The 19,915-nt window shown below is 59.1% G+C and carries 15 protein-coding genes; 9 read left to right on the top strand and 6 right to left on the bottom strand.

The features are described from left to right. Nucleotides 1-94: 94 nt before the first annotated feature. Nucleotides 95-1,885, top strand: a complete 1,791-nt coding sequence (locus WX88_RS17155; RefSeq protein ID WP_046245623.1) for an SLC5 family protein — start codon at nt 95-97, stop codon at nt 1,883-1,885. Nucleotides 1,886-2,067: 182 nt separating this feature from the next. Here WX88_RS17155 and WX88_RS17150 read toward each other — a convergent pair whose 3' ends face one another. From WX88_RS17150 to WX88_RS17125, 6 genes are all read right to left on the bottom strand, one after another. Then, complete coding sequence (locus WX88_RS17150) at nt 2,068-2,550, bottom strand: GlcG/HbpS family heme-binding protein (protein ID WP_197076823.1); 483 nt, start codon at nt 2,548-2,550, stop codon at nt 2,068-2,070. A 46-nt stretch (nt 2,551-2,596) separates the two neighbouring features. Next, complete coding sequence (gene bla, locus WX88_RS17145; protein WP_046245622.1) at nt 2,597-3,496, bottom strand: class A beta-lactamase, subclass A2; 900 nt, start codon at nt 3,494-3,496, stop codon at nt 2,597-2,599. Nucleotides 3,497-3,612: 116 nt separating this feature from the next. Continuing rightward, the gene (locus tag WX88_RS17140; protein WP_046245621.1) at nt 3,613-4,317 is read right to left on the bottom strand and encodes a LytR/AlgR family response regulator transcription factor; all 705 of its coding nucleotides are present in this window, start codon (nt 4,315-4,317) and stop codon (nt 3,613-3,615) included. A gap of 30 nt (nt 4,318-4,347) precedes the next feature. Further along, the gene (locus WX88_RS27910) at nt 4,348-6,036 is read right to left on the bottom strand and encodes a histidine kinase (RefSeq protein ID WP_082116113.1); all 1,689 of its coding nucleotides are present in this window, start codon (nt 6,034-6,036) and stop codon (nt 4,348-4,350) included. A gap of 302 nt (nt 6,037-6,338) precedes the next feature. After that, nucleotides 6,339-8,153: a DUF885 domain-containing protein gene (locus WX88_RS17130; RefSeq protein ID WP_046245620.1), complete on the bottom strand. Its 1,815-nt coding sequence runs from the start codon at nt 8,151-8,153 to the stop codon at nt 6,339-6,341. Nucleotides 8,154-8,554: 401 nt separating this feature from the next. Continuing rightward, nucleotides 8,555-9,133 carry a hypothetical protein gene (locus tag WX88_RS17125; RefSeq protein WP_046245619.1) on the bottom strand — a complete coding sequence of 193 codons (579 nt, stop codon included), beginning with the start codon at nt 9,131-9,133 and terminating at the stop codon, nt 8,555-8,557. 554 nt (nt 9,134-9,687) lie between these two features. Here WX88_RS17125 and WX88_RS17120 point away from each other — a divergent pair. The 8 genes from WX88_RS17120 to WX88_RS17085 all read left to right on the top strand — a co-directional run bounded on the left by WX88_RS17120 (nt 9,688) and on the right by WX88_RS17085 (nt 19,783). Next, entirely contained in the window at nt 9,688-12,855 is a 3,168-nt protein-coding gene (locus tag WX88_RS17120) for a glycoside hydrolase family 3 N-terminal domain-containing protein (RefSeq protein ID WP_231590730.1), read from the top strand. 478 nt (nt 12,856-13,333) lie between these two features. Continuing rightward, complete coding sequence (locus WX88_RS17115) at nt 13,334-14,182, top strand: hypothetical protein (protein ID WP_046245618.1); 849 nt, start codon at nt 13,334-13,336, stop codon at nt 14,180-14,182. Continuing rightward, nucleotides 14,179-14,643: a PAAR-like protein gene (locus tag WX88_RS17110; RefSeq protein WP_046245617.1), complete on the top strand. Its 465-nt coding sequence runs from the start codon at nt 14,179-14,181 to the stop codon at nt 14,641-14,643. The genes WX88_RS17115 and WX88_RS17110 overlap by 4 nt, the downstream gene beginning before the upstream one ends. Continuing rightward, nucleotides 14,640-16,058, top strand: a complete 1,419-nt coding sequence (locus WX88_RS17105) for a phospholipase effector Tle1 domain-containing protein (protein WP_082116112.1) — start codon at nt 14,640-14,642, stop codon at nt 16,056-16,058. The genes WX88_RS17110 and WX88_RS17105 overlap by 4 nt, the downstream gene beginning before the upstream one ends. Before the next feature lie 17 nt (nt 16,059-16,075). Beyond that, nucleotides 16,076-17,125, top strand: coding sequence for a DUF2931 family protein (locus WX88_RS17100; protein WP_046245615.1), 1,050 nt, complete (start codon nt 16,076-16,078; stop codon nt 17,123-17,125). A 329-nt stretch (nt 17,126-17,454) separates the two neighbouring features. Beyond that, on the top strand, nt 17,455-17,604 hold the full coding sequence (locus WX88_RS17095) for a hypothetical protein (protein WP_156176218.1): 150 nt from the start codon (nt 17,455-17,457) through the stop codon (nt 17,602-17,604). A 467-nt stretch (nt 17,605-18,071) separates the two neighbouring features. After that, nucleotides 18,072-18,608, top strand: a complete 537-nt coding sequence (locus WX88_RS17090) for a PorP/SprF family type IX secretion system membrane protein (RefSeq protein WP_046245613.1) — start codon at nt 18,072-18,074, stop codon at nt 18,606-18,608. 11 nt (nt 18,609-18,619) lie between these two features. Beyond that, a complete protein-coding gene (locus tag WX88_RS17085) occupies nt 18,620-19,783 on the top strand; it encodes a cytochrome-c peroxidase (protein ID WP_046245612.1) in 1,164 nt (387 codons plus the stop codon). Nucleotides 19,784-19,915 lie beyond the last annotated feature (132 nt).

The raw sequence follows: 19,915 nt of genomic DNA, 5'->3' as shown, positions 1-19,915 counted from the left end.
CCCTGCTGCGCCAGCCTTCGCCCTTGACTATTGAATTTCATCCATTCCCAGCTCCCTTTTCTTGTGCGAAGGGGCTGGGAATGAACCGTATTACATGCTTACTTCCCTCACTACTTTCGACATTGTCGTGCTGCTGTTTTTCATTGCCCTGATGCCATTGGCCGGGCTGTTGTTCAGCAAGCAGAGCAGCTCCGAAGATTATTTTCTGGCGGGGCGGTCGTTGCGATGGTGGCAGGTGGCGGGGTCCATCTTCGGCACCAACGTCAATTCCTTTCACCTGATTGGGATGCTCGGGATTGGCTTTTCGGTGGGGCTAGCGCAGAGCCACTACGAGCTGCTGGCCCCGGTGGGCGCGCTGCTGCTGTGCTACGCGTTTCTGCCGGTGTACCGGCGGCTCCGCATCTTCACGCTGTCGCAGTACCTGGAATACCGGTACAGCTCAAGCGCCCGCCTGCTGTACACCATTCTGATGATTACGCTGATTGTGGTGCAGCTGGTAGCGGGGTTCTACATTGGGGGGCGCACCTTGCGGTTTTTGCTGCTGGGCACGCCGCTGGAAATCACCTACATCCAGGGCATCGTGCTCATGGCGCTGGTGACGTGCAGCTACACCATGTTTGGGGGCCTCAGCTCCATTGTGGCTACCGACAACCTGCAGTCCATCATGATGCTGGCGGCGGGTCTGCTGGTGGCGGGCCTCACGTTTGCCCAGCCCGAAATAGGTGGCCTGAAAGGCCTGTTGGCGCTCGACGCCAGCTTGCCCACCGCCGCCCAGAAGCTACACCTTTACCTGCCCACTCAGCACCCCGATTTGCCGTGGTCCGGGGTGTTTTCGGGGCTGCTGGTGTTGCACGTATTCTACTATTGTAACAACCAATACCTGGTGCAGCGCACCTTGGCTGCTACCACCGACAACGAAGCCAAGCTCGGCATTGTGGCGGCCTCGTTTCTCAAGCTGCTGATTCCGTTTTTCTCGGTGGCCTGCGGGGTGGCGGCGGCGCACTTGTTTCGCCTCCGCTTCGGCAGCCTGCACCACGTGCTGCCCGACGATGCCTTCCTGCAGCTGATTGCCACCGTGGTGCCCACGGGCTACGGGCTGATGGGCTTCATCCTGGCGGGCCTGTGCGTGGCCACGTTCTCCTCCATCGATTCGATGATGAACGGGGCCACGACCCTGGTCAGCATCGACGTTTACAAAAAGTACGTCAACCCTGAGGCCACCGATGGCCAGCTCATCAAGGTCGGGCGCGTCACCATCGGCATCGTGGTGGTAGTAACGGCCTGCCTGGCCATCTTCACCTACGACCCCACCTCCACCGGCAACTTCTTTTTGAGCGTCTCGAACCGAGGCTCTTACTTCACGCAAGGCATTGTGGTGGCCTTTCTGCTGGGTATTTGGTGGCGGCGGGCGTCCACGGCGGGGGCATTGGCGGCCCTGGTTGCCGCGCCGCTGTTTGCGTTTGGTTTCGAGGCGCTTTACAACAACCACTTGGGTTCCATCGCCTCGGTGGCAGCCCTGTTCGGAACCAAGCTCAACTTCATGCACCGGGTATTTTTAACCACCGTATTTACCCTACTCATGCACCGCACGGTGAGCCTGCTCCGGCCCGACAAAGCCGGGCCCGTCAACCCAGATACACTGGCGCCGGCCTTGCCCTGGCGCTACGTGCTGGTATTTCTGGTGCTGCAAGCCGGGTTGGTGGGAATGGTGCGGGCGGCAGTTCTACCCAGTATCGTGGCTGGCCTGCTCAGCGGCACGGCCACGCTAGGGCTGTTCTGGTGGGGCCTGCGCGGGTACCGCACCGGCCCCCTTTGGCAAGACAACCGTTTCTACGCTGGAGTGCTGTGCGGGGTCGTGGTAGCCTTGCTGTATAGCATGCCTTAAAACTGGCGGGCTAGGGCCTTCGGCATCGGAGTGCTTGGGGCGGTATCGCGCTCGCGAGCGCGTCGAACTACTTTTGGCGTGGGCTGGTGTCATGATGTTGGCGAGCAAACTAAGTAGGGACCGTTTTACCAGCTTCGATGAGGGCCGCTCATTCACGGCGGGGTTCAGATTTATTGGCTTATTTACTTCAGTGTTGCCATAAGATCCGCGCCGGCTTTCGCGATTTTCCCGTCGTCTTCACGGGTAGCGCCGCTGACTCCGATTGCCCCAATTGCCTTGCCCTGATAGATGAGTTGAACGCCGCCTTCAATCGGTAAAGAATGTGGCAACGCAAGAACCGTAGTGTTACCATTGGTGAGGGCATCTTGCTGCACCTTCGTGTCGCGCCCGTAGTAGGCGGCATGTTTTGCTTTGGCAATAGAGATGTCAACGCTCGAATTTGTGCTTTCATCCATCCTGGTAAAATGAAGTAGCTGACCTGCTTCATTCACCACGGCAATCGAAACGTTGAATTTAGTTTTTATCGCCTCCTTTTCGGCCTGCTCAGCAACATACTTGGCCACTTTTTGTGAGAGAACAATCTTTGTATTGAGCATCTTATTTTCTATTTCTGGTTTGCCTTGCGCTGCAACGTTTGCAGCAGCTGAAAGAAAGACTACAGCCATTAGTAGTAGGCTTATATTGTTCGCAAGCTTACAAGTCATACAACATCTATTTAGAGCTTGTTAGAAAATAGTCATAAGCCAGCCTAGTAATGTCTGCGATGACCTTTTCATTTGTCTCAATATTTTCCAAGGAATTAGCGACAAAAACACTGACGGCAAAATGCCTGCCGTTTGGGGAGGCTACAATTCCTATGTCGTTTACAGCAGCGGTTATGCCCTGTTGATTTGTTCTGCCGGTTCCGGTTTTATGGGCTACAACAGCGTCAACAGGGATGTTGCCCTTGATTCTTTTTCCAGCGGTGGAAGTTGCAGCCATGCTATTCCACAGGAAATCGGAACTGGTTTTTGACAACAGCTTTCTACTGTAAATTAATTTTAGTACTTCCACTGCTGATACTGGTGTTGTCCAATTGAGGAACTGGTCATTCCAATTTTTATGCATCTCCTCCTCATTAACTTGGATGCATATATCTTTCATGCCTGCTTTTCGAAAATACTTGTTCACCATCTGCGTACCTCCTATCAATTCTAATAAAATTTCACAGCCGCTATTATCACTCTTGCCGACAGTATATTCTATAATTTTGGCTAAAGGAATTTTTGCATTTCCATTAGGATATTCGTCGCGCAATGGGCTAAATAAATCCGGCAGTAAGTCTTCCGGTTTCACATGTATTCTTTGATTCAAAGAAAACCTTCCTTTGTCTATCTCATTCAATACAGCCATTGCAATATGAAGCTTGAATACACTTAGCATTGGGAAATGCTCATTGCCATTGATGCTCACTGCTTCCTTGGTTTCAAAACAATAAATACTAATTCCAATAGTAGCTTTTTTGGCTACGAGGAGGCGGTTTATTCGCTGCTCTAAAGATTCTGTCTGAGCAAAAGCAGGTGACGTAGCAAGCGAGAATAATGCACTGGCCAGGAAAGAGTGCTTTAGCATAGCGGAGTCGGGGTGTTGAGGTTGATAGTCCCCAAACCTACCTGTTGGTCCCGCCTCCCACCAATCAATAGCAGGTGAACTGCGCTATGGACTTGTGAAGTGTAATAAACTCCCCTCTAACCCAGGCCTACTGCCGACTTCAACTCCTTGTACCGCTCCCGGCTCACGGGCAGCATCGTGCCGTTATAGAGCACCAACTCGTACTTGCTAGAACCATGGCTCACAACGTGCTGCACGGCTGGAATACTGACCAGATACGACTTGTGCACCCGTAGAAAGGAAGTGGGCAGAATATCAAGCAGCCGGTGCAGTGGTTTGTCGTGCAGTTCCACCGAGCCATCGCGCAAGTAAAGTTCAGAATAGATGTTGGCTCCCTGAATAAAAAGCACGTCAGCTACGTCCACCAGTTTGAGGGTGTTGCGGCGGCGCACCGCTAGGTACTTCAACGGGTGTGAGCCGCTTTGTTCGGCCCGCTCAAACCGGTCGAACGCCTTCTGCAGGCGAGTCGCGTCAAAGGGCTTAGGCACAAAGTCCAGGACTCCGTACTCAAAGGCTTCGATGGCACGGTGGGTATTGGCCGACACAATAAGGGTGTGAAAAGCGCCCGCCACGGCTTGGCGCAGCAACTCAAACCCGTCGCGGCCATTGAGGTTGAGGTCCAGAATCAGCAGGTCGATGGGATGGTCGAGTACATGAGCCGTAGCACTTTCCAGCGTGGCGTGCACCACTAAACTGCTGACGCGCCCGCCCAGCAGCTCGCGCGTAAACCGCACGATACGGTTGGCAATCAAGGCCTCATCTTCGACTACAACAATTCTCATCCGACGGCAAAGAAAGTACCCAGTAAAAACCTAAGCCTGCTTGTGGTCATAGATGTCGATGACAACCGCCCAACCGTCGGCCACGGGAGCCGACTGCATCTGCCAGCAACCCGGAAATGACTCCTCCAAACGGGCTTTCACATAGCGGGAGCCGGTGCCTTCCCTGTACACAGCAGACGTAGCTGTCAGGTCGCTGTCGTTGAAGAGCTTGTAGCGGACGCCTCGGTCGAGCGGTTCTTTCGAGAGCACAAACCGGCCTTGCCCCTTATTGCCGTAGCCGTGGGTAAGCCCATTTTCGATCAGGGTATGAAACGTGGCCGGTGGTACTTGCTCTTTCCCACTCAGGCCGTGCGTTTCTAAGGCAAATTTTGCTTCGCGCCGAAAGCCCATGATTTTGAGATGAGTGTGGCAAATTTTCAGCTCGTCCTCAATGGGAATCAGCTTCTCTTCGGCAATGTTGGAAATCATGCGGAATTCCTCCGCTAGGGCATCAATGAGCTGTGAGGCCTGGGGTGGATTCTGGTCGATGAGCTCCTGCAAGGAAGTGAGCGTGTTGAAGAGAAAGTGAGGCTGAATGTTCTTGCGCAGCAGTTGGTTTTCGAGCCGCACAGAGCGCAGGATAGCTTCTTGCCGCAGCCGGTACTGCCGCGCTAGTTGCCGCCCAATACTTAAGCTCATGCACACGATAAAGAACAGAATGCCCATGATGTAGCCCAAGTTCAGTATTTCGCGGTAGCCCAACGAGGTGCACACTGCCAGGCCCCCGAGACCCACTACAGCCAGCCAGCTCCCTTCCTGCCGACGGTGCACAGCGTATAAGGCCATCGCAAAAGCCAGGCACGTTACAATCAGAATGTAGTATCCCTCACTAAACAGGAAATACGCCGCTACTGCAAACGCAGCAAACAGTCCCGTCAGGCGGCGCGTGTGCGGGACGCTGAACTCGTGCAGGAGAAACAGCAGCAGGAAAAAGCCTCCCAGCAGTACCGCCGCCGTGGTGATATTCGCATAGAAATAATGTTCAGTCAACTCCACGTCATCGACGAAGAAATAGCGCGGCTTAAAGGAAAGCTTGACAGAGTGTGCCACACAGTACAGGCACAGGAACAGGTAAGCCACCTTGCGATTGGAGCCAGTATAGAGCAGCAGGCTAAACACGGCCGCCGTAAGCAGCACCCCAATAATAAATACAGTACCGAGCGTGAAGGCGTACTCCTTGCGAGTTAGCGCCTTGCTCGAACTCAGTACAAGTTTGGGCTGCCAGGACTTTTGACTGAACTGATGGTCAGAGGCCCGGATGGTGATAGTATGGGCGCCGGCTTGGGTTAGGTGGGTGGGCAAGACGATATGCTGTTTCCATATGCCGGCTTTTTCCTGCCCGGCCGTATGCCCTACGCGCCCGTTGGTGTACACGAGCTGGCCGTCCCAGTACACCTCGTTGGCTGTGTGCAGGCCGGTTATTAGCAAAGCTGATGGTTCTGCTGACCGCTCAGTGGAATCCAAAGCCACCCTGGTTCGCAGCCAAAACAGCTTTCCAAGAACGGAATGATCCGAACTACCGTGCCCATTGAGGACAAGCGAATGCCAGGTGTCCTGCCCCTCGGGGCGACCTTGCCAGTCGGTTATCTGCTGGTAAGGGGCCACGGGCGTTGCTCCATAAGAGAACTGGCTGAGTAGCCCCCAGCAAAGGAACACGAGAAACTGGAGGAGTCGGTACATTACGAGCAGCTTGGGGCAACGGCGCGACAAGTTAAGCACATGGGCCTACGCCAGCATATTCAGCTAGCTAGTTGGTGCAACTACCGCCATGGAGCCACTGGCCAGAATCCCGTCGTGAAAAGCGCGCCAATTGGTTTGGTAGAAGTTGCCGGGCGCTGGGTTGGAGCTAGTCATCAGGCGTACCTTCTCGTGGTAAAGCCTGTTTGAAAGAAGTCACACTGCCTTGAAATGAGATATCCACACAAAAAGCCCGCGTCGTAATTGCACGACGCGGGCTTCCTTTTTATTCAACCAACGCTGCCCTATTGCTTGGCGGCCCAGGCATCCATCTTGGTTTCGAGCACGGCCAGTGGCATCACACCATCCTTCAGCAGCTCGTCGTGGAAGTTGCTGAGGGAGAACTTGCTGCCCAATTGCTTCTCGTAGCGGGCGCGCAGCTCCCGAATCTTGAGCTGGCCGATTTTGTAGGCCAAGGCTTGGCCAGGAATGGCCATGTAGCGCTCGACGGCCGAGATATCGTCCTCCTCGCTGGCGGGCATGTTGTCGAGCATGTAGGCGATGGCCTGCTCGCGGGTGAGCTGGCCGGTGTGCAAGCCAGTATCCACCACCAGGCGCACGGCGCGCAGCATCTCATCGTTCAGCGCGCCAATGTATTGGTAGGGGTCTTTGTAAAGTCCCAGCTCCTTGCCCAGGCTTTCGCAGTAGAGCGCCCAGCCTTCGGTCATGGCGCCGTAGCCGGCAAACTGGCGGAATTTGGGCAGGGCCGTGTTTTCTTGTTGCAGCGAAATCTGGTAGTGGTGACCCGGAATGGCTTCGTGCAAAAACAGCGACTCCATGCCCTGCGTCACGTTGTACTCGGCCGGCTTGGGCAGCGGGATGTAGAAAATACCCGGCCGCGTGCCGTCCGGCGAGCCCTGGTTGTACTCGGCCGAGGCCGATGCTTCGCGGAAGGCCTCGGTGCGACGGATTTCAAACGGAGTTTTGGGCACCCGCCCGAACATCTTTTTCAGGTTGGGGTCAATGGTGGTCTGAATCTTCCGGAAGCCGGCCAGCACCTCATCGGCCGTCTTGAAGGGCATGGCTTTGGGGTCGTGCTTCAATTGTTCGAAGAAGGCCCGCAGTGTCCCTTTGAAACCCACCTGGGTTTTCATGCGCTCCATCTCGGTGCGCAGGCGGGCCACTTCGCGCAAGCCGAGGGCATGAATCTCGGCCGGCGTTTTCTCGGTGGTGGTCCAGTAGCTGGCCAGGTAGCGGTACATTTCCGGCCCACCCGGCACGGCGTTGATGCCACTCGTGGGGCGGGCTTTGGGGAGGTACTCGGTGGCTAGAAAATCGCCCAGCTTTTTATAGGTGGGCACCAGCTGAGTGAGAATGGCCTGCTTGTAGGCGGCGGTGAGGCGCTGCTTGTCGGCGTCGGAAAAGTCCTTCGGGAAGTTGTTGATGGGCCCGTAAAACAACGACTTCGTGGGGTCGGTCACCTGCATGTCTTTGGCGCGCATCTGGGGCAGCATTTTCTCCACCAGCGCCTTGGGTAGTACCACACCGGCCTTCATGCCGCGCCGGAAGTTGCCGATGGCCGAGTCGGCCCATACCGTGAAGCCCTGCACCCGGCCCAGCCAGTTGTCGTAGTCCTTCACTGTTTTAAACGGTTGGTTGCCAGCGCCCGAGCCGTACTGCCCCATGCTGATGGGCAACCCCCAGAACTGCTGAAATGGCATCATCCAGGTGTTGAGCTTTAGGCCATCGAGCCGCTGCTTCATATCGTACTGGAAAATGTCGTAGCTGATTTTGCCGTTGTCGTCCAGCTTCGTGCGGTCAAATTTTTCCAGCCGCGTCAGATAGTCCTGGTAAAAAGTGCGCAGCGTATCCCGAAACGCCTGGGTCTGGTCGTTGGGCAGCAGGTTGTTGAAGCGGTTGTCGCCCTGGGCCGTGGCCGATAGTGGGTCGAGGCGCGACTGCTTTTCCCAAAAGCTGCTAAACAGGCCGGGCAGTCCCTGGGTGGAGTCGGCGGCCGCGTCGGAACCAGCCGTGCTACCGGCTGTTTCGGTGGTTTTGGTCTGGTTGCAGGCGGTGGTGAGCGCGGCACCCACAAGGCCGGCGAGGACAAGTTTTTTCATGAAAAGAAATATGATGAAATGGAGCGCAAGCTACGAAGTGCCGGGCAGCCCCTGCGTTAGTTGTCCGCAAAGGTTGGGAATGTCGTTGACAATCACTAAAAAGCCGCCCCAGATGCACTGGAGAGGATTTTTAGTGATTGTCAACAGCAAGTTCGCTTATTTCTGAGCCGTAGTATCTGTGGGTATAGCAGCGCCTGGCGTACCGCAATGCTCACGGTGCTTTGGCTGCTGAAGGGGCTTTGGATAGTTGCCGGAGTGGTTTGGGCGACGGCGGCAAAGGTGCCAAGAGCAGACGGCAGCAAGAGCCCTTAATTTTCATCGCAATAACAAACGGGGAAGGCGAATTACACGTCAAGCCTGGGTAGCGAAACCTGGATTTGCAGTGAGGTTTTCACGAAGGTCTACTGGGGTGTAACTCTGGCACTGCTTGCGGAGCGGGCCGCCAGCCGGGCCACGGCCAAACGGGCCAATTCCGGGGCCACCCGGTCGCGCGGGTGGTCCTTGATCCGGCGCGGCATCCCGATGACGAGCGTGCGCTCCGGCAGCCGAATGTAAAGGTCGCCGTGGTTGTCGTCGTAATAAGCCTCGCGGCCCAGGCCCGTGACGGGGACCATGTTGCGGCGCCGTAGGTCGTTGCCCGCCTGGGCGATGGCGAAAGCCGCCGCCGGCCGAAACGAAACCAGCACCACGGCGTCGGGGCTGGCGGGTTGGTTGGCTTCCACAAACCGGCAGGCATCGCCCTGGGCCTGCTGCTGCACGGTTTGCCCGGTGAGGTCTGTCACTTCGCGGGCCGTGAGCAGCCCGCAGGCCTCCGTGGGCAGCGTGGCCGAGGAATCGAGCTGCACGACCGTGGAGCGGCCCGTCCCGCCGCTGGATTGTTCGAGGGGTGCGCCGCCGCTGCAGGCGCTGAGCAATAGTCCGGCGGCAAGAGCCAGCTGCACCCGCGCAAAAGTGCTGAAGGAAAACAAAGTAGTGAGCATAATGCCAGGAACGAAAGGTGAAAAAACCAGTACCACTCCCTAGTACGGTGACGCGCCAAAAAAAGCCCTGCCTTCTGCAAGAGAGGGCAGGGCTTTTCTGGCGGGTCCTTATTGACTAGCAGCAGCTGAGCAAAGCGCAAGCGTAGTTTCTGATTGGTGTACGTCGCGCAGCCGAGGCACCTCACGCTGTAGCGCGGACTTTTAGTCCGCGCTACGGGAAAGCGACTCCAAAACCGCTCTGATTTGCGCGCCGCACCAGCACCCACCCGGTGAGCTGGTAAGAAAAAAGGTTGGCCGTCGATTTTTCTTACCAACGTTGGTAAGAAAAATCGACGGCCAACCTTTTTTCTTACCAGATATATCCACTCACGCCGAAATTCAGATAGCCGGCATCTGTGCGCGCTGTCCTCTCACTTCAACACCACGCTGCACAGGACTTTTGAGCGGGCCCTAAGCATTAAAAACGCTTCGCTGTGCTACCGGAATTGTGATTGGTATGCGGCGGTGCAGGCAGCTATGATGACAAGCGCTACTTTCGTATAAAAAACCTGCCCTTGTCATATCTTAAGTACTTTCTGTTATGCTGGTTGTTGGCGGCTCCGCTGCTGGCGGCTGCTCAGCGCCGGCCGGTGCCCGCTCACGCTCGATCTACTGCGCGCTCTAAGCCCAAAGCTGCCGGGCACAAAACGCCGGGTACCAAGGCCACCGGCCGCCCCGCGGCCCGCAAGCCAGCCGGCGCGGTGCCGCTCGCGCCGGCCTTCACCCGCTACCTGCATTCGCGGTGGGTCGATAGCCTGATGCGCGTGCTCACGCCCGACCAGCGGGCCGCGCAGCTATTTATGGTAGCTGCCTACTCCAACCGCACGCGGGTCGATGAGGACTCGATTTCGGCCCTCATTCAGCAGTATGGCATTGGGGGGCTGATATTTTTTCAGGGTGGCCCCGCTCGGCAGGGGCGCCTGCTGAACCGCTACCAGAGCCAGTCGAAAGTGCCGCTGCTCGTGGCCATGGACGGCGAATGGGGCGTGGGCATGCGCCTCGACAGCGTCGTAAAATTCCCCTACCAGATGAGCCTGGGCGGCGAAACCGATACCACGCTGCTCTACGATATGGGCCGCGAGGTGGCTCAGCAGTTCAAGCGCTTGGGCATGCACGTCAATTTCGCGCCCGTAGTTGATGTCAATAACAACGCCGCCAACCCCGTCATCGGCTTCCGCTCTTGGGGCGAAAACCCAGCGGCGGTGGCCCGCGACGGCCGCCAGTACATGCGCGGCATGCAGGACGCGGGCATTCTGGCCGTGGCCAAGCACTTTCCCGGCCACGGCGACGTCGATGCCGACTCACACCTGGCGCTGCCCACCGTGCGCGTCGACCGCCGCCGGCTCGATACGCTGGAGCTGCCGCCATTCCGCAGCCTCATGGCGGGCGGCCTCGGCGGCATGATGGTGGCCCACCTCAACGTGCCCGCACTCGACACCGTGCCGGGCCCCAGCACGTTGTCGCGGCCCATTATCAACGATTTACTGCGCGGCGAGATGGCTTTCAAAGGGTTGATTTTTACGGACGCCATGAACATGAGGGGCGTCATCAGCATGTTTCCGCCCGGCGAGGCCGACGTGCGCGCCCTCATAGCCGGCAACGACATTCTGGAGTTCAGCAAAAACGTGCCGCTCGCCATCCAGATGGTGCGCGTGGCGGTGGACAGCGGCCGGATTTCGCAAAAGGAGATTGACGTGCACTGCCGCCGCGTGCTGGCCCTCAAGCAGTGGGCCGGCCTGAACCATTACCGGCCCATCGACACCAAAAACATCTACCAGGACCTCAACGCCCCCCACGCCCAGTACCTCAGCCACCGTCTCACCGAACTGAGCATCACGCTGCTGCGCAACCAAAAGAACCTGCTGCCCCTGCAGCGGCTCGATACCCTGCGCATTGCCACGCTGGTACTGGGCGGCTTCCCCAGCGACACCACGGACTTCCAAAAAGCAGTGGCCGACTATGCTCCTGCGGCCCATTTTCACGCCTCAGCCACGCCCACCCTGGATGAGCTGACGAAGCTGCGGGCCGCGCTGAAAGCCTACAACCTGGTGCTGGTTTCGTTGCAGAGCCTGGGCCGGCTGCCGGCTACCAGCTTCGGCATCAGCCCGGAAACCAACTTGCTGTTGCGCGAGCTGGTCGACCAAAAGCAGCAGGTCGTGGTGAACGTGTTTGGCTCCGCCTATGCCGTGGCCAAGGTGCGGGATTTGGACCGCGCCAGTGCCGTGGTGCTGGCCTACCAGGAAAGCCAGAACGCCCAAAACCTCGCCGCCCAGGCCATTTTCGGCGGCATTGCGGTCACGGGCCGGCTGCCCGTCACGGTATCGGACCGCTACGCCCGCGGCTTCGGGTTGCGCACGGCCGGCAAGTTCCGCCTGCGCTACGCCAACCCCGAAGACGTGGACCTGGATAACCGCCTCGAAGCCCGCGTCGACAGCCTCGTGGGCCGGGCGCTGGCGGCCCAGGCATTTCCGGGGGCGCAGGTCCTTATCGCCCGGCGCGGCACCGTGGTGCTCCGCAAAAGCTATGGCAACCAGACTTATGCTGGCTTTGCCCCGAATGAGGAGCTGGGCCCGCAGAAGAAAGGAGAGAAGGCAGCCGGAAAGGCGAAGACGGGGCCGTCTGCCAATGCGCCAGGTCTTACTTCCTCGGTAACATCCCCGTGCCCCGTGCGCAACGACGACCTCTACGACCTGGCTTCGATGACGAAGCTGCTGGCGGCCACTCCCGCGCTGCTCAAGCTGCAAGCCGATGGTAAGTTTAGCCCGGACAGTACGTTGGGTAACTACTTTGCTTCGTTGCGCGGCACCAACAAGGCCGGGCTGAAAATGCGCGACGTACTGGCCCACCAAGCCCGCCTCAAGGCCTGGATTCCGTTCTGGAAGGCGCTGACCAAGAAGAACGGGGAGCTGCGGCGGCGCTACTTCCGCGCCGATTCGTCGGCCCGGTTTCCGCTGCCGGCTGCCCGCGGCCTGTGGGCGCGCAAAGACCTGCCAGCCCGCATCTACAAAGAAATAGGGGAGTCGCCGCTGAACGACAAGCCGGGCTACGTCTATTCCGACTTGTCGTTCCTGCTCTACCCCGAGCTGGTGAAGGCCCGCACCGGGCTCCCGTTCGATGCCTATCTGCAAAAGGAAGTGTACGGCCCGCTGGGCGCTACTACGCTGGGCTTGCGGCCCGGCAACCGCTTTCCGCTGCGCCGCATTGTGCCCACGGAGGTGGATTCGGTCTTCCGCCGCCAGCTGCTGCACGGCACCGTGCACGACGAAGGCGCGGCCCTGCTGGGCGGCCTCTCGGGCCACGCCGGCCTCTTTGGCAATGCCAACGACGTGGCCAAGCTCGCCCAAACCTACGTCTGGGGCGGACGCTACGGAAGCCAGCAGCTCTTCAACAAGGAACTGCTGGCTGACTGGACCCGCTGCCAGTTCTGCCCCGATAACCGCCGTGGCTTGGCCTTCGACCGGCCCGCCGCCGACCCGGCCGTTAACTCCGCCCGGAATGCCTCCCAGAGCAGCTACGGCCACACTGGTTTCACGGGCACCTACTTCTGGGTCGAGCCCAAGGAAGAACTGGTGGTAGTGCTGCTCACCAACCGCGTGCACCCCACGCGGCGCAATAACAAACTGACTGAGCTGAATGTGCGCACGACCCTGCTGCAACTAGCCATTGAGGCGGTGCGGAAGTAGCCTGGTAGCTCGCACTTCGGGCCGCGGCCACACCGCTTGGCGCGGGTTTACACTGAAATACGGAAGGGGGGCAACCGGCGGGCCTTGCTTTGAGCGGGGCCTGCCGGTTGCTCCCCTTCCCCGTCTCACACTTCTCGCAGCAGGTAGAAAAATGTGAGAATGGTGAAGGACTCACACTTTTTTTACCTGCTGCGAAAAGTGTGAGTCCGCTGAGGTTCTCACACTTTTTACATCGCCCGTAGAATTTGTGAGTCAATGAACCGGGGTCGTGAGATGACTTGGTCAAGGAATGAGCGGGTGATTAGGTGGTAATAAGTCAGGGGCTATGTAATAATTTTGCCGTATTATTACACCCTATTCTTACTATTCTACCTTTTCAGCACCGGCGATTGTGCCAACTATTCAACTAACGGGGGATACTTAGTCAGTCGGCACCATCAACTCTCCCGCCCCGCTCACCCCCAGCCCGCGGCGGGTTGTGCTGGCGCTGCGGCCCACGACGGCCGAAATAGCCTACACCATACGGTCGGAATGGGCTGAATTCGTAGTCGGCGACCGACGGCTGACCAGCCTGGAAAAAACCGTGGGCCTGCACCTGACGCAGGCCGAAACCAAATGGCAGCTGCGGCTCCGCACCTCGGCCTCGGTTCTGCACAAAGCCGACCGTACTTCCTTCGACGAAATCGGCCTGCGGCTGGCCGACCTCTACGCCGACCTGGAGCTGGCTCTGGCCCCCACCGGCAAACTGGTGGGGCTGGTAAACCACGCCGCCATCCGGGCCCGCTGGGCGGGCCTGCGGCAGGAGCTGGCGAGCCGCTACCCGGAGCCCAGCGCACTGGTGGATGCCCTGGTGGCCGGCGTGGATCGGCAACTAGCCCACCCCGCCGGCCTGGAGTCCTCACTGGCCTATGACTACCTGTACGCGGCTCTGCCGGGCAGCTTCTACGCGCAGCTCTTCGCCGACAACTGCCAGTACACACGGGCCCGCACGTTTCCGCAGTTCTTCGACGGGCTAGCCCTGCACTTTATCGAAACCCTGCGACTGGCCGACGCCGGCCCGTCCGGGCAAGTCGTCCTACGCCTGCGGGGCACCCTCGACGCCGCGGCCACCGACGTGGCGGCCGTGGCCGAGTACCTGCGGGCCACGCTCGGCCAGTCGGCAGCCATCGCGCCCGCCGACGTGCTTTTTTCTTACGAGGCCACGCACAGCTTCGCGCCGGGCACCGGCCTGCCCGCCGAGGTACACCTGACGGTGCGCTGCGCCTACCGCGAGCTGTATTGCAAAGAATATCACCTCACCTTTACCCCCATTCTACCTACGATATGAGCCAGGAACAAGAAGGACAAGAGCTCGTGTGCGGCGGCGCGCCCTGCCGCTGCGACAAGGGCACCGTGCCCAGCATGCTGCAAGTAACCAGTAACCAGAGTGTATGGCTGCAAGGCAAGCTAGTGGCTACCACGCTCGACACCACGTTTGTGCCTTTCGGCACCTGCGCCCTGAAAAATAATCAGCCCTGCGTGCCTGCGCTGCTGCGCTGGGAAGAGGCGTTTGAGCTGGTGACGGTGCTCACCGACGGCTGCCACCCACTGCTGGAAAAAAGTACCATCCGCTGCGCCGTGGGTGGGGTGGTGAGCATCCTCAACACCCTGCAAATAGCGGTGCCGGCCCCGCCGCCGGTGGCCCAGGCCGAGGCCAGCCGCACCGCGCTGCTGGGCCTGGCGCCCTTGCTGCTGCTGCCCGACCCAGCCAAAACCGAATCGACCACCCGTAACGACGACCACGCATGAGCTCGACCTTTCACCGCATGATGCAGAGCCAGCAGCCGGGCATCGGCAAAGTTAAAGTGGGCGCCCCACCCAAGCCCGCCCCCGGCAAAGTAGGCGTCAAAGTCAAAGCGGCCATCTTCTTCGATGGCACGGGCAATAACCAGAGCAACATCACGAAGCGGCTCAAGGACTCGTCGTATATGACGCCCGGCTTGTTCACGTCAGAAGATAGCCGAGGCAGTTACGCGCAGTACTACTCAAACGTGGCCATTCTGTTTTTCATGCACAACAAGAAGGTTCCTGGGGAGCGCATCGCCTCGGTGTACGTAGAGGGCATCGGCACTACCAACGATGAGGACGACGACACACCGGGTGGTGGCTTCGGCTCGGGACCAACCGGGATTGTGGACCGAGTGACCAAAGGAATTGATGATATGCGCGTTGCTATAAAAAAGCTTCTTAAGCCTAACAATGGTGAATACCTGGAGGAGCTGACGGTGTACGCGTTCGGTTTCAGCCGGGGAGCGGCGGCAGCCCGCCACTTCTGCGCCCGCCGGGCCGACTCCCGGGGCCGGGCCAGCAACCTGTGCCGGGCGCTAGGGGTGAAGCCGGCCGTGGTGACCATTAAGTTCGTTGGGCTCTTCGATTCGGTGTCCTCGTTTGATGAATCGGGCGATGAGGCAGGCGAGGCTGGCTGGAAGGCCAAGGCAGCCCGCCACGCCCGCGACGGGGACAAGGCGTTTCAGAACGACGTGCCTGAGCTGCACCTGAACTTCGACCCCGACCCACAGGTGGTGCGCGTGGTACACCTGGCGGCAGCTGATGAGTACCGTCTCAATTTCTCGTTAACCACCATCGCCAGCGCGCTTCGGCAGGGCAAAGGCGTGGAGCTGCTGCTGCCCGGCGCCCACTCCGATATTGGCGGCGGCTACGCTCAAACGCTTACCGAAACCTTAATTTATAGCCCGACGCTACGCACGCTGAGTGCGCTGCCCTTTTTCAAGAGCCGCGGCTGGTATGGCGCAGACCAGTTAGAGGACCGCAGCTTCCGGAGCCGGAGCGGGCAAGAATCTATTTTCGTAGGCACTCGCCACCTGCCCAATACCTACCAGTACGTAGCCCTAGGCATCATGCTCAAGCTGGCCCAACAGAATGGGCTGGCGCTGGGTAGCCCCAACGCGGAGGAAGAGCGTGGCATCCGCTACGTCATTGCCCCAGGCTCGCGGCTGTTCGCCGTCAAAACTCAGCTGGAGCAGTACGCGCTGAGCCACGCCGGGAACCCACAGGCTCAGCCACTGACGGCCCCACTGGCCGAGACGGACTACCGGTGGCTGCGCCAGCACTACCTGCACCTGTCGTGGAAGGACAAGAAATTGGGCTTCGAGTTCCGCCCCGGCCCGCAGGGCGTTCCCTGCCGGCTGGTGCTGGCCGGCTAGCCCCGACCTTTGCTCCCATGTTCAAGCCTCTTTTTTACCTCCTGCTGGGTGGCCTGCTATTAGCGGCCCTGGCGACTTACCACTATTTTCACCGATTGGAACCATACCAAACCGAGCGTTTTCGCTTGTCGGCGGCCCCAGCCGCCGCCGAGGGCTACCCGATGGAAGTGGTTGAAGGCCGCTTTCTCACCTCCGACGGCAAGAGCTTCCCCGTCGCCCCCGGCTTTCTCGAAGGCGACTGGGGCCTCTCTCACATCGGATGGAGCACCGGCGACGGCACGGCCCCGGCTCCCGACAGCCTGGAAGTGCGCTGGTTCTCCTACACCGAAGACAAGTTCTATGAAGGTCACTGGCTCCTGCCGCAGCGGCGTATTCATGACCTGCTCCAGCAGGGATTCTGGAATATTGAGGAAAACAAGCACGAAACTTACCACTCGCTGACGCTGTGCCTGCTGCCCAAAGGCGTGGCCGTGGTCTGGCTTTCCGGCCAGAACCAGGTGCTGCTCGGCCGCTACGAGGCGCGGGAAATCGACTTTGACTTCAAGCGCTTCAACGAGGCGGCTAACCGCTCGCTCATGATTGAGCAGGAACAGGCCAAGCTCCCGCCCGCCGTGCAGCAGCAGATTCGCACTCGCACACTCAGTACAGCCCAGTGGGATGCCTACCTAAAGACCTACCCCTGGAAGATTCAATTCAGCCAACCCCTGAAACTCTACCGTTATTCCGTGGGCTATTTCAATGCTGAAGAAACTGGTTGCCCCACCAGTCCAGATATGACTTTGTACACTAAGGTTATGTTTGAACCGAACGCTAAACCTATCCCTAGCAGTATGCTACTGCAGGTCGATGCTGGTTATGGCCGCAAACGCAAAATCCGAGTAGACTCCTTCGATGAAGCGGAGACGCTGAGCGCTTTCCAAACCCTGCACGCGGCCAACCAGGACTTGCCTCTGACGCTTTACATCGAGACGGATGACCGGGTGGACAAGGCCCGCCTCTGGCTCAAGAATGACCGCCAACAAGTCGAGCTAGTCAACGCAAAGGTCGAACTCTACGATGCCGAATGAGCGCCTCCGGCCCGACACCCGCCTTCCTCCCCGCACGGTGCCTGCCGCCTTCCCCTCGTACCTGAACGAATGGCTCAGCCTGGGTTTGTGGCTGCTCAACCCTCGGGTCAGAGCATTGGCTAGTCCCGCGACAGCGTGCTCTTGCCAGCCGCCTTGCTGCTGACAGGCTTGACCTGGCTCCTCACTTTCACGGCTCCGCCATCGTGGCAAGGCCTATTTAGCGCACTGGCTATTGTGGGGCTGTTGGTGAGCGTGGGCTGCTTGCTGCTGCTATTGCTTGCTCACGGGTTAGGCGGATGAACAAGCAATTTCCCTCATTTATGGTCTCCATGCGGCGTTTCGTCACAGGCCTGAACGGCCCTAATCGCCTGCTGCTGATTATAGCGGCCTTGCTGCTGCTTTTCGTAGTTCAGAAACAGGTGCGCCTCCGGCTGGTACCATGGTCGTTTCTCCCCAACCCTGTCTCACACTTTTTATAGCTGTGAGAAATGGTGTGAGAACCTCAGCGGACTCACACATTTTTTACCTGCGACGGAAAGTGTGAGTTCACTGAAGTTCTCACACTTTTCACGTCGCTTGTAAAACTTGTGAGTTGGTAGGCGAGGAGGTTGCCTACTGCTGTCGCTTTTTCTGATGAGCGGCGTGTTCGGCATACTTGTTTTAGTGGGGAGTCTTCGCGACTAGCGCTATGGCACCCACGAGCGGGACACCCGGATAGGTAGTGCCTTGGCCCCAAAGTGGTTATTATATGGCCTCCACCGCATTAGCCCAGCGAGTGCTTCGCCCATGCTGATTTGTCGCTTCAGCCCTGGATTTGGGCGCTTCACCCATTGGGCACTTTTGGAGGGTAAGGATGGGTGCTAGCTTCGTGATACATAGGCCGTACGAAGTCTTTCTAGCTTAAGGCTCCACACATCTACCCTTCGGCTTTATCACACTCTAACCGATGAAAAGCTGGTTCCTTATCTTGTTGGTGGTCCTGCTGAGTATGCAGGTGCGGGCGCAACAAGTGCCCCACTACACTGTGTGGGTCGATGGCCTCTTGAATGCGCAGCTGCCCAAGTCCAGCTTCTATTCTCTGGGCACGGGCCTGCGAGTGGAGGCGAGCCGGCCGCTGCGCAACCCCACGCGGGCGCTATTTGTACAGTTAGGCTACGCCCATTTATTCCGCAAAAGCACGAGTGCTTTCACCGCCGATGCGGCCTTGTTGAACGTGGGCTACCGCTACCAGTCGCACCGGGCTTTTGGCGCCTCGCTGGGCGTGGGCGCGCAGTATTGGCGCGAGCAGCTGCGCATCAACTTCCCCGACGGCGCCGTGGCTGAAAACCTGGACAGCGTGCTGCCCAGCATGACGCTCGGCTTCGGGTTTCGGGTCAGGACGCACTACCAGCTGGGACTGGAAAACCGACTGCTGCTCAAATCCGAAAGCGGTTCGGTGCGGCTGCGCGACCACGCCGTGCTGACGGCAGGCTACACCTTTTAGCTTCATCATCTATGCTTTCTATTAAAGCCTTTGCACTGCTGACCGGAATGGCCGCGGGCGGACTCGTCGCGCTGGCTGCCTGCGAGCCCAGTGCCCTGGAAGTGAGTCCGGAGGAAAGCATCGGCGCGCTACCCTTGACCGCGACCGACCCCGCCGACAACCCCCGTACGCCCCAAAAGGTGGAGCTCGGTAAAGCTTTGTTCTACGACCCGGTGCTTTCGGGTACACGGCAGGTGGCCTGCGCTACTTGCCACCACCCCAAATTCGGCTATGCCGACGGCCTAGAGCTGCCCATCGGCGTGGGCGGGGAGGGGCAGGGCTCCGGCCGTCGCTTCCGTGCCGGGGCCAACCCAGTGTTCACCAAACGCAACGCGCCGACGTTGCTCAACGTGGCCTTCAATGGCATGGACGCCCACGGGAGCTACCTGCCGACGGCAGCTCCGATGTTCTTCGACCTGCGGGCCCAGTCGCTCGAAGAACAAGCGCTGTTGCCCATCACCACGTTTGAGGAGATGCGCGGTCCCGATATTGCCCCGGCTGCCGTTGTGGATAGTGTGCTGACCCGACTGCGGGCAATTCCGGCCTACCAGACGGCTTTTCGGTCCGCCTTCGGCCCAGCCGATGCTATTTCGGCGGTCAATTTGGGCAAGGCCCTGGCCGCCTACGAGCGCACCCTGCTGGCCAACAATTCGCCCTTCGACCGCTACCGCCGAGGCGACGCCGCGGCACTGAGCGAAGCCCAGAAGCGCGGCCTGGTACTGTTTCTGCAAAACGGTTGCAACAAATGCCACAAAGGCCCCATGTTCAGCGACTACGAAACGCACGTGCTGGGCGTGGGTACCAACACCAAGCTCGCCGAAGCCGATAATGGATACCGGGGCACCCACGCCTTTCGGACGCCCTCGCTGCGCAATCTGACCCTGACGGCCCCCTACATGCACAACGGCCAGCACCCGACACTGGAGGATGTAATGGTGTTCTACGACCGCATTAGAGACGGCGAGCGTCTGGATGTCAACGTACCAGTCGGCGAGCTCGACCCGCTGCTTCAGCCCCGGGTGACGCGCAGCAGCGACTTGATAGAATTTCTGCGTGCCCTCACCGATGACAGTTTCGATAAAACGGTGCCGGCCCAGGTGCCCAGCGGCCTGTCGGTGGGCGGCCAATTGTACTGAAACCAGGTTGAAAGCTGCCAACGGCCGGCGCCCCACACGGGCGCCGACCGTTTTTATGCGTGGGCCAAACTCAACCCACGGCACTCAAGTGAGGTAATGGAAAATGCACCGCCACCTGCTACCTTACGGGCC

It is taken from the genome of Hymenobacter terrenus (assembly GCF_000972495.1).
GTDB classification, from domain to species: domain Bacteria; phylum Bacteroidota; class Bacteroidia; order Cytophagales; family Hymenobacteraceae; genus Hymenobacter; species Hymenobacter terrenus.
This window is presented reverse-complemented; position numbering and strand designations above follow the sequence as displayed.